The sequence below is a fragment of the Halobacterium sp. CBA1126 genome (genome assembly GCF_009741975.1).
Lineage (GTDB): Archaea > Halobacteriota > Halobacteria > Halobacteriales > Halobacteriaceae > Halobacterium.
The window spans coordinates 1-11,434 of record NZ_WPCF01000084.1; the positions used below are offsets into that span (position 1 = coordinate 1).

An 11,434-nucleotide genomic window follows, 5' to 3' on the forward strand; every position below is an offset into this window, starting at 1 on the left:
TTCGAGCGTGTCGCTGTTCACGTCGTAGACTGCGATGCCGCGGTGGGCGCGCAGCGTGTCGACGAGCCGGCGGCGGAACCGGCCGGCGACGTCCGCGACGTCGAACGGCGGGACGGCCAGCCCCTCGTCGAAGGCGTCGCGGCGCGCGGGCCACTCGTCCAGCGGCGGCGCGAGCAAGAGGAGGAGGCCGCCGCCGTCGACGGCGCCGACGACCCGGCCGAGCGCGTTCGGCCGGCAGTCCTCGTGGGCGTCGAAGACCACGGCGTCGCGGGTCGTCCCGAGGAGTTCGTCGGCGTTCCGCGGGCCGACGCGCTCGCAGGCGAGCGCGTCCCGCGTGGAGACGAGCGTCGTCCCCGTCAGCGGGAGGGGGAGTTCGTCGAGGACGCGTTCGGCGGCGGACAGGCACGCCGCGCGCTCGCCAGCGAGGACGAGGACGCGGCGCTCGTCGGCGGCGCGGGCTCCTCGCGGAGCGTCCGTGCGGCCTCGACGACCATTAGTCGCGTTTCGGCGAGCCATGGGAAGGGCGTTTCGTCCCGGCGACCCGGGGATAGCCCTGCGGCGGCGTCGCACGGCGATGCACTTTGAAAGCGCTTTTAACTGAGGGACCCCCAGATGTAGGATACAGTCCACGGGGGTCGATGATGCTCCTAGCCGTCAGGGATTCCGCACCGGCAGGGGAGCGCAAGCCCGTCCGTGGAACTAGGTGAACAATACATGCCAGTGTACGTAGACTACGACGTTCCAGCAGACCTCCAGGAGCGAGCCCTCGAAGCGCTCGAAGTGGCTCGCGACACGGGTACAGTCAAGAAGGGAACCAACGAGACGACGAAGGCCGTCGAGCGCGGCAACGCCGACCTCGTCTTCGTCGCCGAGGACGTCTCCCCCGAAGAGATCGTGATGCACCTCCCCGAACTCGCAGAGGAGAAGGGCATCCAGGTCGTCTTCGTCGAGACCCAGGACGAGCTCGGCAACGCCGCCGGCCTCGAAGTCGGCAGCGCCGCCGCGGCCGTCACGGACGCCGGCGACGCCGAGGACGACGTCGAAGACATCTCGACCAAAGTCGAGGACCTCCAGTAACCACCCATGAGTGCAGAGGAAACTGAAGAAGAGGGCTCCACGCCCGCCGAAGTCATCGAGGTCGTCGGCAAGACCGGGATGCACGGCGAGGCGATGCAGGTGAAGTGCCGCATCCAAGAGGGCTCCAACCAGGGACGAATCATCACGCGAAACGTCCTCGGTCCCGTCCGCGTGGGCGACGTCCTCCAGCTCAAGGAGACGGCCCGCGAGGCGGACTCCATCGGTGGTCAGTGATGGTCCAGACACGCACCTGTGACTACTGTGGCGACGACATCGAACCCGGCACGGGGACGATGTTCGTCCACAACGACGGCAGCACCGTCCACTTCTGCTCCGCGAAGTGCGAGAAGAACGCGGACCTCGGCCGCGAACCGCGCGACGTCGAGTGGACCGACGAGGAGCCGGAGGGCGAGACATGAGCCACCACGACGAGCGCACGTTCGTCATGGTCAAGCCCGACGGCGTCCAGCGCGGGCTCATCGGCGACGTCGTCTCGCGGCTCGAGGACAAGGGCCTGAAGCTGGTCGGCGGGAAGTTCATGCAGATCAGCGAGGAGCTCGCCCACGAGCACTACGGCGAACACGAGGACAAGCCGTTCTTCGACGGCCTCGTGGAGTTCATCACCTCCGGCCCCGTGTTCGCGATGGTCTGGGAGGGCGCCGACGCCACCCGCCAGGTCCGCCAGATGATGGGCGCGACGGACCCGCAGGAAGCGGCTCCGGGCACCATCCGCGGCGACTACGGCAACGACCTCGGCCAGAACATCATCCACGGTAGCGACCACGAAGACCCCGGCGCGAACGAGCGCGAGATCGAGCTGTTCTTCGACGAGGACGAACTCGTCGACTACGAGCTCGACACGGCGACGTGGGTCTACGAGGACGTCGACAACTGAACGCCACTGCGGTCTTTTTCGCGACGCCACCCGCGTAGCGGCGGCGCCGCTGGCGGACGCGGCACTCGATAGGTTCTCCCGTCGGCAGCACGAGACTGGTGCATGGACTGCGTCGTCTGCAGCAGAACTGGGACAGCGTACCGGCTCGTGGGCGAGCACGCGGAGCCGCTGGGCGTCTGCGAGCAGTGCGTCGCCGAACACCTCACGAGCGCGGACGGCGCGTGCGTCTACTGCGCGAACCCGGGGGACTACGACCTCGTGGAGGACACGAGCGCGGTCGTGGCCTCGGAGTCACAGGACGAGCGCGAGGTCGTCACGCCGGGCGTCGTCTGCCGCGACCACCTCGGGACGCTGCGGCGCGAGCGCGTCTGAGCGGCGTCAGTCGTCGGCGGGCGCGGCGGGCACGTCGATGGTGCCGTCGTCGAGGCCGGCTTCGACGTTGCGCGCGGCCGCCACGAGGTTCGCCATCTTCTCGTAGGCGACCTCGCGGGGGAGCAGCTTCACGCCGCAGTCGGGGCTGACCGTCAGCCGCTCCGGCGGGACGACCTCGAGGCCCTTCCGGATGTTGGCCTCGATTTCTTCGACCGATTCGACCTCGGCGACGTGGGCGTCGACGACGCCGAGCGCGAGGTCCTTCGAGAAGTCGGGGTCTTTGAACACGTCGAGTTGCTCGTAGTCGCCGTTCGCGAGCTCGAGGTCGAACTCGTCGACCGGGAACTCCAGAATCTCGGGATAGATGCGGGAGTAGTCGCCGTAGCAGACGTGGAGGCCGATGCGGACGTCGTCCGGGATGCCGGCGGCGATGCGCTCGAGGCACTCGCCGACGATGGCGTGGTCGTCAGGGGTCGTCGCGAGCGCGGGCTCGTCGATCTGGATGTAGCGGGCGCCGGCGTCCACGAGCTTCTCGATCTCCTCGTTGACGAGGTCAGCGAGGTCGTACGCGAGCTCGTCGTCGCCGTCGTAGGCCTCGTTGAAGCTCCACGACGCGAGCGTGTACGGCCCCGTGATGGGGACTTTCACCGGGCGGTCGGCGACGCTCGCGGTGAACTCGTACTCGTCGACGAGCCACGACTCGTCGTAGGAGACGTCGTCGACGACGCTGGGCTTGTCGAAGTAGTTGTGCCCCCAGACCTTGACGGGGCCGTTGAACTCGTAGCCCTCGATGCGGTCGGCGAAGAACTCCACCATCTCGTTGCGCCGCATCTCGCCGTCCACGACGACGTCGAGGCCGGCGCGCTCGTGTTCGTTCGTGATGAGGCGGGCGGCGTCGTCCTCGGCCTCGGCGAGCTCCTCGTCGCCGAAGCTCGCCTCGGGGTCCTCGTGGAGGTCGCTCGCGCGGTCGAGCCACTTCGGCTTCGGGTACGAGCCGACGACGGTCGTCAGCAGGAAGTGGTCGTTGTCGTGGCCGTCGGGGCGGAACTGCTCGCGGTTCGAGCTCATGCCGTCACCTCCCTGGTGGCGTCGGCGAGCGCCTGCACTTTCTGCTCGAAGCGGTTCACGGGCAGGTAGAACAGCCCCGTGTTCGCGGTGACGTACGCGTCCTCGAACTCGATGGCCTCGGGCACCGAGTCGCGGAACCAGTCGACGCGCTCGCGGATGGTCTCCGGGGACTCGACGAGCGTGTTCTGGCCGTCGACGACGCCCAACGCCACCGAGTCCTTGGTGCCGTACTCGGTGACGTTGTAGAGGTTGTCCTCGTGGTTCGTGACGAAGTCGTAGCCGATGGCGTCGACGCCGGCGTCGAGGAGGTGGGCGTGGACCTTCTCCTCGAGGGCGCCCCAGTAGGTGTGCGCGACGACGTCGGCGTCAGCGGCCTGCGCGACGGTGTCGATGGCCTCGCTGGCGCGCTCGTCCTCGCCCTCCGCGGGCGGGTCCGTCACGAGCGACGGTTCGAGCACGAAGACGGTCTCGACGTCCGGGAACGCCTCGACTTCGCCGGCGAGGAAGTCGGCGACGGCGGCGAGGAACCGCTCGTCGTCGCCGTAGTACTCGTCGGTCGCGAGCTCCGACAGCGAGTACGGGCCGGGGACGACCGCCTGCAGGCCGTCGGTGAGCTCCGCGGCCTTCTCGAGGTCGCCGGCGAGGTCGCCGGAGAAGGTGAGCTCGCCCTCGACGACGGGGTCGCGGTAGAAGTTGTTGTTGTCGTAGTAGCGGACGATGCCGCCCGTCTCGACGTTCTCGTGGACGGTCAGGGGGTGAGCGAGCATGTCGTCCCAGCGGGCCTGCCCCTCGACGACGCGGTCGAGGCCGGCGTCGCGCTGGAGGCCGACGAGCTCCTCTCGGACGTCGTCGTAGGTGGCTTCGATCTCGGGGCCCTCGTCGCCGCTGACGAGGTCGTGCTTCTGGTGGCCTTTGAGGTCCGACAACGTCTCTTTGGCGTCGTCGGGGAGGGGGAAGAGGCCGGGCGTGGTCGCGATTCGGTTCATACCCACTGCTACGCTATACCCTCGTTTAATATTTTCCGTCGAGAAATATGCTTTTCAGTTATTCCAGAGTTTGAGGACGGTCAGCGTCTCGAACGAGTGGGACTCCTCGCGGACCGCCGCCGCCGAGAACCCCCGGTCGCCCGCGTACTCGACGACCTCGTCGACGCCCGTCAGCGTCGACACGAGCAGGAGCACGAAGCCGTCGGGCGCGAGCACGCGGCCCACGTCGTCGAGGAACGGCTCCACGACCTCGCGGCCCGTCTCCCCGCCGGAGAGCGCGACCTCCATCCAGTCGTCGCGGGCCGCGTCCTCGTCCCGCGGCAGGTACGGCGGATTGAACAGCACCGCGTCGAAGACGTCCGCGCGGAACGCCGCCGTGAGGTCCGCGCGCACCACCGGCACGCCGCGGTCTCGGGCCTGCGCGCACGCGAACGGGTTCAGGTCGGAGGCGACCACGCTCGCGCCCGCCTCGTCGGCGACCGTCGCCGCGACGTACCCCGACCCCGTGCCGACGTCCAGCACGCGCGCCCGCTGGCCGACCTCCCCGACGGCGGCCTCCGCGAGCAGCAGCGAGTCCTCCGAGGGCTGGTAGACGGTCGTCTCCGTCCCGCGGCGGCTCGCGAGGTCCTCACTCATCCTCGTCCTCGTCGCGTCCGCCTCCGCGCCCTCGTCGCTCGCGTCCTCGTCGTCCTTCCGGACCGCCGACCCCGGCTGGTCGGCGTCCGCGGGCTCGGACGCCTCCACGGGCGGCTGCTCGCTGACGCGGAACCCGCCGGTCTCCGCGCGCCCGGAGACCTCGCGCTGCGGGAACGGGATCTTGATGCCCGCCTCGTCGAACGCCGACTTCACCGCGGAGATGACCGCGGTCTGGGCGCGCCACTTCCGGCGCGCGCTCGGCTTGTCGATCCAGAACCGCAGGTCGAGGACGACCGCGGAGTCACCGAGCTCCTTCAGGACGACCTGCGGCCGCGGGACGGTCATGATGTCGTCGACGTCGCTCATCGCCTCCTTCGCGACGTCGATGGCCTCGTCGACGTCCGCGGTGTAGTCGACGCCGACCTCCACGTGGAGGCGCAGCCGGCCCTTCCGCGAGCGGTTCACCACCTCGTTCGACCCCACGTAGTCGTTCGGCAGCATCACGTACTCGCCGTCGAAGGTCTGCAGGCGCGTGTTCACGATGGTGATGTCCGTGACGATGCCGTCCTTGTCCCCGACTTTCACCCAGTCGCCGATTTCGAACGGCCGGGAGAACATCAACACCAGCCCCGCGAACACCGCGCCGAGCGTCTGCCGGGCGGCCATCCCGAGCACGATGCCCGCGAACCCCGCACCGATGAGCAGGCCTGAGAGGTTCACGCCCCACAGCTCCAGGAGGATGAGCAGCGTGAGCACGTACAGCGATATCTGGACGATCCGGTACGCGATCTCGGCCTGGTGCTCGCTGACGCCCTCCGTGCGCTTCACGAACCGGTCGACAGCGCGGTGGACGACGCCCGTGGCGATGTAGACGCCGACGAGCCCCACCACGGTGAGGAACGCCAGCACGAATATCTGCGCCTGCACCTGCACGCTCGCCCACGCCTCCCACGCGGTGGTCTCCGCGTCCCACGTCACGACGATGACGACCGTCGCCGCGGCGAGCGCCACTACGGACCCGACGGTCGCGGCGACGCTCGACCGCCGGCCCTCGCGGCGTGCGGACTCCCGCCGGGAGAGCAACACCACGCCGAGCAGCGCGGCGATAGTGAGCACGGAGATCGCGACCTGTTCGCCGGTCGTCAGCCCGTCCAGGGGAACGTCGACGACCGGCGGCGGCGTCGACGTCGCTGTCGTCGTCACGCCTCGCTCCCCTCCCGGACGCCGAGCGCGACGTTCGCCATCGCCGCGAACGTCTCCGGCGCGAGGTCGCCGGGTCGCTTCGAGAGCAGCGCCTCGTCGACGGCGTCGACGACCGCGTCGGGGTCGTCCAGCCCCGAGATGTGGCCGGTGTTCCGGATGGCGTTGCGCACGGTCTTCCGGCGCTGCGTGAACAGCGCCTTCACGAAGTCGAAGAAGAACTGCTCGTCGCCGACCTCGTAGTCCGGCTCGCGGGGCGTCAACCGCACCACGGCGCTCTCGACGCGCGGCTGGGGGTCGAACGCCTCCGGCGGCACCGTCTCGACGAGCTCGACGTCCGCGTAGTGCTGGGTCGCGACCGACAGCCGGCCGTAGTCGCTCGTCCCCGGCTCGGCGGCCATCCGCTCGGCGAACTCCAGCTGGTACATCAACACCGCGGGCTCGCGGTCCGGCAGCAGGCGGAACGTCACCTCGCTGGAGACGCCGTAGGGGAGGTTCGAGATACAGCAGGTGTACGCCGGGAACTCCACGTCGAGGGCGTCGCCCTGAATTACGGTGAGGCGCCCGTCGGCGATCTCCTCGCTGAACTCCTCGCGCAGGAACGCGGCGTACTCGCGGTCGCGCTCGACGGTCGTCACGCGGTCCGCGTGGTCGAGCAGCCGGTCGGTGAGCGCGCCCGTCCCCGCGCCGACCTCGAGGACGTGGGACCGGTCGAAGGCCTCCGCGTACGTCGGAATCCGGTCGAGGACGCGGTCGTCGACGAGGAAGTGCTGGTCCCGGTCCGGGTCGGGGCGGCCAGCGCGACGAATCAGCGCGTCCGGGCCCCGCGAGTCAGTCATTACGCGGGAGTATCGCCGCCGTTCCCTAAAGGCTACCTTTGTGTCGCCTACTCCTGCACGAAGTTCCGGTACTTCAGGTCGTCCTCCTGCATCTCGTCGAGGATGCGCTCGACGATGATCTCCTCGGGGTTGTGGAGGCCGTCGACGCGCTCCTCGACGTCCTCGAAGCTCTCGAAGGGGCCGTTGCGCTTGCGCTCGTCGAGGAGGTTGTCCCGGAGCTTGTCGCCGATGCCCGGCAGGAGGTTCAGCTGGTGGAGCCGCAAGGAGATGGGCTGGGCCTCGTTGTAGAAGTCCACGAAGCGCTGTTCGTTGTCTTCGACGACGTCCTCGACGACGTAGTCGAGCTCGGAGCGCGCGCCGTCCGAGAGGTCGTCGTAGTCGACGACGCGCCCGCGCTCGATGCCGTCCTCGAAGTCCGGGCGGATGCGCACGCTGTCCAGAATCGAGATGTCCGCGGTCGGGTCGAGGCTCAGCTCGTAGAGGACGAACCGGTCGGTAGAGACGGCGTACGCGAGGGGGCCGTCGCCGTAGCCGCCGTCGGAGCGGCCGTGCGCGAGGAAGTCGAGGACGACGGCGTACTCCTCGTCGTCCGTCGAAGACGAATCACTCATACGAACCGGTACGCCCAGCCGACACTTAAACGGTCGGCCACTGGGGACGAGTCAGGCGTACTTCGCGACGACGTCGAGGATGTCGTCGAGTTCGTCGCCGGAGAGCGCGTACCGCTCCTGGGCGAACACCGCGCGGAGCTCCGTGCGGGTCCGCGGGAGGAGGTCCGCGATCTTGTACGCGACGGACTCGTCGTCGACGTGTTCGAGCCCGAGCAGCTCGTCGACGAGTTCGCGGGACTCCTCGGGTTCGAGGACGGCGAAACGGTTGACGTGGTCGACCGCCCGGGCCAGCTCGAAGCGGAGCTCGCGGTCCTCGTCGGCGGCGCGCTCGGCTTCGACGTCGGCCAGCAGCTCCTTCGCCTCGGAGACGGTGAGGAACTCCTCGTCGAGCGTTTCCTTGAAGATGGTCATGCTAGTCCTGCTGTGCGCGGAGGTGCGCGGCGTTCGCGATGACGACCTTCTCCTTGCCGTTGTCGTTGACTTCGACCTTGAACGCGTCGCCCTGCTTCCCGACGACTTCGCCGGTGAGGCCGTCGAATCGAGCGTGGAATCGGCCGTCCGCCGTGCTCGGGTCCGTCTTGAGGTGGACTTTCTGGCCTTCGTCGAACTCTGCGATGGCGCGCTGGGGCGGCGACGTGCCGCGGTCGCGTGGGTCGTTCGATAGCTTCTCGCGGGTGCCGTTGAGGGGTCCGTTGGAGCTCGGCATAGTCGTACGTCCGATTACTCCCGTCGACGGTATAAAACGCACGTTACGAGCGTGGCCGACCAGCGGGAGGCCACGTTATTGCGAACGGGGAGCGCAGCGACCCGTGAGCCGCGTGCCCGACCGACGGGAGGGCACGTTCCCACGAGCGGCGATCGAGGGGAGCCGCGAGCCGCGTGAACGAGTGCCGACGAACTCAAGTCGGCCTGCGCGTTAGTCGCGGGTGATGCGAGTACGGGACTGGGAGGACATCGTCTCGGACGTGGTGGAGTCGAACGCCGACCCGGAGGGGTGGCGCGCGCTCGCCGGGGACCGGGAGTCCGGCGTCGGCGAGGACTTCTACCTCGGCCACCCGTCGCAGGGCGTCTACCACCTGAAGACGTACGCGAAGAACCCCTTCGAGGTGCGCGGCGTGGGGACGCGGGTCGCGCGGAAGGTCGACGACGGCCTCGCGGACTACCTCCCGGACGGCGACAGCGGGCGGTTCGCGGTCCAGCAGCCCGTCGAGGACGAGGACGAGGCCGAGGACCGCGCGAGCAGACTGGAGCAGGTCCTGCAGGTGCACGCGGAGGCACCGACGACGCCGGAGGACTTCTTCGACGACGTGATGGACGCCCTGGAGAGCCCGGCGTTCGGGCCGATGGAGTACGACCCGTACGGCCGTCCGGAGGCGATGGACGACCTCAGCGAGGAGTTCGCGGACGCCGAGGAGCTACTGGACGCGGAGCTCGAGGACCTCGTCGAGGAGGACGACGTGGGCCGCGGGTTCCACTAGTCGAACAGCGGCGCGAGGTCGGCCTCGTAGCAGCCCCGGCAGACGTAGTAGTCGACGACGCCCGCGTCCGTCTTGGTGTTGATGGTGGTGTGGGCGGCGTGCGAGAGCGCCACGTCGTCCCCGCAGATGTCACAGGTAGCCGTCACGGTCGCCTCACCACGCGGACTGATTGTCCCGCCGACACTTAACGGCGGGGGAAGAAGCGTTAGTTCTCGGAGCGCGAGACGACGTCGGCCTCGGGCTTCCGGTCTTTCACGCCGTCGACCAGCGTGCCGACGTCGACGCGCTTCTCGCCGACGATCGCACCGACGAGGCCGCCGACGCCCGCGGCCGTGCTCGCGGCGTTCCGGCTGAGGAGGCCGCCGAGCGCGCCGCCGACTGCGGCACCGATTGCTGCGTACTTCGCACGACTGAACACTCGCTTGAGTCGGCTCATAGGCGACAGTACGTCCCCGGGACGGATAAACCTACTCGGCGCGGGGGACGCGGGCGAGCCACCGCTCGGGGGCGTCGAGCTCCGCGTCCGTCGGGAGGAACTCGGGGTCGTCCCAGACGCGGCTGGCGCCCGCGAGGCCGCGCTCGCCGGCGACGGCCTCGAAGAACTGGCGGCCGCGCTCGTACTGCTCGCGCTTCAGCTGGAGGCCGAGCGCGCGCTTGACGAGCTTCGTCAGCGGGCTGCCGCCGCGCCGGCGGGCGTCGAGTTTCGCGCGCAGGTCGGCGTACTCGCCGTCGAACGCCTCGTCCATCAGCAGTTCCGCGTACCCCTCGACGGCGGTCATCGCGACGTGGAGGTCGGCGAACGCCTCGCGCTCGACGTCGCCGTCCGAGAGCGCGGCGACGCCGGCTTCGAGGCGGTCCTCGAGGTGGTCGGCGAGCCACGGCGCGGCGCCGAACTCCGCGGCGTGGGTGACCTCGTGGAACGCGATCCACCGGCGGAACCGGGGGAACGCGACGTCGAGGCTGTCGGCGGCGCGGACGACGTTCGGGTGGACGAAGTACAGCGCGTGCTCGTCGGTGTTCGCGAGCAACAGCGGGTCGTACTGGCCGAGGACGTGCCGGGAGACGAACGCGAGCGCGCCCGCCGTGGTCGCGGTGTTCAGCGACCTGGCGACCCCGGGGAGGTAGCTCGCGCGGCGGTCCAGCGGCTCGAAGACGCGCCGGAACGTGGCGACGTTGGCGTCGACCCAGTGGTGGCGGTTCTGGATCTCGGCGGTCTCGGGGACGTCGAAGTCGAGCCCGGAGACGGCGCGGAGCTCCCGGCGGGCGTCCCGGACGTCGGCGGCGTACGCTTCGGCGTCCGCCTCGGAGAGGTCGAGGTCGCCGGGGTCGGTGGCGGCTTTCGCGGCTTCGGCGACGGCGTCCCAGTCGATGGCGCCGGTGCCGCCGGCGCCCGCGACGGCGCGCGCACTCTCGAAGAGCGTCATAGGGGGAGTGGGCGGCCGACGGGCAAAGCCCTTCTGCCGGTCGCGGGCTACGCCTCGAGTTCGACGTCCTCGTCGCCGCCGCGGCGCTTCCAGCCGACGAGGGCGCCGAGGACGACCAGCACGACGAGCGCGACGACCGCGCCCGCTCCGGCGACGCTACTGGAGTCGGCCTCGTCGTCGCCCTCGGACTTCCAGCCGGCGCTCTCGACGTCCTCGTCGTCGCCGTCTTCGTCCTCGAGCGCTAGCTCCTCGTCGGCGCCGGTGACCACCGACGGGGAGAAGTCGAACTCCGACTCGTGGAAGTGTAACTCGATGAGTCCCATGCCACTCAGTTCGCCGAGAAGACATTTAGCCGTTGTGGGGTCGCTTCCCGGTGGGTTCTTGCCCGCGGCTCCGACACTGTGGGTATGGACGAGACGCGAACCGCCTTCCTGCACCGGCTGCTGGACGCGCCCAGTCCCTCGGGGTTCGAGACGGCGGGCCAGCGCGTGTGGGTCGACTACGTCGGGGAGTTCGCGGACGACGTTCGCACCGACGCGTACGGGAACGCGGTCGCGGTCTACGACGGCGGCGACACCGAGGTCGCGGTCGCCGGCCACGCCGACGAACTCGGGTTCGTCGTGACCGCGATTACGGACGACGGGTTCCTTCGCGTGCGGCCGCTCGGCGGCGTCGACCGCTCGGTGACGGAGGGCACCCAAATCGAGGTCCACACCGCCGACGGCACCGTCAACGGCGTCGTCGGTCAGACCGCGGTCCACCTCCGGGAGTCCGGCGAGGACGACCCCGCGGACGTCGCCGAACAGCACGTCGACGTCGGCGCCGAGGACGGCGAGCACGCCCGCGAA

General features: G+C 69.5%; 18 protein-coding genes and 1 pseudogene. 7 read left to right on the plus strand and 12 right to left on the minus strand.

Annotated features, from left to right (window positions below; genetic code table 11):
- Nucleotides 1-516 (minus strand): tRNA(Met) cytidine acetyltransferase TmcA domain-containing protein (locus GJ634_RS11320; RefSeq protein ID WP_157502880.1); only part of this gene is annotated, 516 nt, incomplete at its 3' end.
- Between the two features lie 198 nt (nt 517-714).
- Between GJ634_RS11320 and rpl7ae the strand changes: the two genes are divergently transcribed.
- The 5 genes from rpl7ae to GJ634_RS11345 all read left to right on the plus strand — a co-directional run bounded on the left by rpl7ae (nt 715) and on the right by GJ634_RS11345 (nt 2,344).
- The gene (gene rpl7ae, locus GJ634_RS11325; RefSeq protein ID WP_157502881.1) at nt 715-1,077 is read left to right on the plus strand and encodes a 50S ribosomal protein L7Ae; all 363 of its coding nucleotides are present in this window, start codon (nt 715-717) and stop codon (nt 1,075-1,077) included.
- 6 nt (nt 1,078-1,083) lie between these two features.
- Nucleotides 1,084-1,311 carry a 30S ribosomal protein S28e gene (locus GJ634_RS11330; RefSeq protein WP_058983677.1) on the plus strand — a complete coding sequence of 76 codons (228 nt, stop codon included), beginning with the start codon at nt 1,084-1,086 and terminating at the stop codon, nt 1,309-1,311.
- Complete coding sequence (locus GJ634_RS11335; RefSeq protein ID WP_157502882.1) at nt 1,311-1,496, plus strand: 50S ribosomal protein L24e; 186 nt, start codon at nt 1,311-1,313, stop codon at nt 1,494-1,496. Before GJ634_RS11330 ends, GJ634_RS11335 begins: the two co-directional genes overlap by 1 nt.
- Nucleotides 1,493-1,972, plus strand: coding sequence for a nucleoside-diphosphate kinase (gene ndk, locus GJ634_RS11340; protein WP_157502883.1), 480 nt, complete (start codon nt 1,493-1,495; stop codon nt 1,970-1,972). Before GJ634_RS11335 ends, ndk begins: the two co-directional genes overlap by 4 nt.
- A 102-nt stretch (nt 1,973-2,074) precedes the next feature.
- Nucleotides 2,075-2,344, plus strand: coding sequence for a hypothetical protein (locus GJ634_RS11345; protein ID WP_157502884.1), 270 nt, complete (start codon nt 2,075-2,077; stop codon nt 2,342-2,344).
- A 6-nt stretch (nt 2,345-2,350) separates the two neighbouring features.
- On the opposite strand, the gene GJ634_RS11350 is transcribed toward GJ634_RS11345, so the two are convergent.
- The 7 genes from GJ634_RS11350 to GJ634_RS11385 are packed head-to-tail and all read right to left on the minus strand — an operon-like array spanning nt 2,351 to nt 8,390.
- Entirely contained in the window at nt 2,351-3,412 is a 1,062-nt protein-coding gene (locus GJ634_RS11350) for a methionine synthase (RefSeq protein WP_157502885.1), read from the minus strand.
- The gene (locus GJ634_RS11355; RefSeq protein WP_157502886.1) at nt 3,409-4,398 is read right to left on the minus strand and encodes a 5-methyltetrahydropteroyltriglutamate--homocysteine methyltransferase; all 990 of its coding nucleotides are present in this window, start codon (nt 4,396-4,398) and stop codon (nt 3,409-3,411) included. The genes GJ634_RS11350 and GJ634_RS11355 overlap by 4 nt, the downstream gene beginning before the upstream one ends.
- A gap of 54 nt (nt 4,399-4,452) precedes the next feature.
- A complete protein-coding gene (locus tag GJ634_RS16980; RefSeq protein WP_394350892.1) occupies nt 4,453-6,237 on the minus strand; it encodes a HemK2/MTQ2 family protein methyltransferase in 1,785 nt (594 codons plus the stop codon).
- A complete protein-coding gene (locus GJ634_RS11370) occupies nt 6,234-7,073 on the minus strand; it encodes a 16S ribosomal RNA methyltransferase A (RefSeq protein WP_157502887.1) in 840 nt (279 codons plus the stop codon). Before GJ634_RS11370 ends, GJ634_RS16980 begins: the two co-directional genes overlap by 4 nt.
- 47 nt (nt 7,074-7,120) lie before the next feature.
- Complete coding sequence (locus GJ634_RS11375; RefSeq protein WP_157502888.1) at nt 7,121-7,684, minus strand: DUF655 domain-containing protein; 564 nt, start codon at nt 7,682-7,684, stop codon at nt 7,121-7,123.
- Between the two features lie 51 nt (nt 7,685-7,735).
- On the minus strand, nt 7,736-8,095 hold the full coding sequence (locus GJ634_RS11380) for an RNA polymerase Rpb4 family protein (protein WP_157502889.1): 360 nt from the start codon (nt 8,093-8,095) through the stop codon (nt 7,736-7,738).
- Between the two features lies 1 nt (nt 8,096).
- Nucleotides 8,097-8,390 (minus strand): 50S ribosomal protein L21e, encoded by a 294-nt coding sequence (locus GJ634_RS11385; protein ID WP_157502890.1) that lies wholly within the window; start codon nt 8,388-8,390, stop codon nt 8,097-8,099.
- A gap of 223 nt (nt 8,391-8,613) precedes the next feature.
- Between GJ634_RS11385 and GJ634_RS11390 the strand changes: the two genes are divergently transcribed.
- Entirely contained in the window at nt 8,614-9,162 is a 549-nt protein-coding gene (locus GJ634_RS11390; protein WP_157502891.1) for a hypothetical protein, read from the plus strand.
- Here GJ634_RS11390 and GJ634_RS11395 read toward each other — a convergent pair.
- The 4 genes from GJ634_RS11395 to GJ634_RS11410 are packed head-to-tail and all read right to left on the minus strand — an operon-like array spanning nt 9,159 to nt 10,909.
- On the minus strand, nt 9,159-9,308 hold the full coding sequence (locus GJ634_RS11395) for a hypothetical protein (protein ID WP_157502892.1): 150 nt from the start codon (nt 9,306-9,308) through the stop codon (nt 9,159-9,161). The two genes, GJ634_RS11390 and GJ634_RS11395, sit on opposite strands and share 4 nt — an antisense overlap.
- 59 nt (nt 9,309-9,367) lie before the next feature.
- A complete protein-coding gene (locus GJ634_RS11400; RefSeq protein ID WP_157502893.1) occupies nt 9,368-9,598 on the minus strand; it encodes a glycine zipper 2TM domain-containing protein in 231 nt (76 codons plus the stop codon).
- 31 nt (nt 9,599-9,629) lie between these two features.
- The gene (locus tag GJ634_RS11405; RefSeq protein ID WP_157502894.1) at nt 9,630-10,586 is read right to left on the minus strand and encodes a zinc-dependent metalloprotease; all 957 of its coding nucleotides are present in this window, start codon (nt 10,584-10,586) and stop codon (nt 9,630-9,632) included.
- Between the two features lie 47 nt (nt 10,587-10,633).
- Complete coding sequence (locus GJ634_RS11410) at nt 10,634-10,909, minus strand: hypothetical protein (protein ID WP_157502895.1); 276 nt, start codon at nt 10,907-10,909, stop codon at nt 10,634-10,636.
- 84 nt (nt 10,910-10,993) lie between these two features.
- On the opposite strand from GJ634_RS11410, the pseudogene GJ634_RS11415 reads away from it, so the two are divergent.
- A pseudogene (locus GJ634_RS11415) lies at nt 10,994-11,434 on the plus strand (M42 family peptidase); the annotation flags it as partial.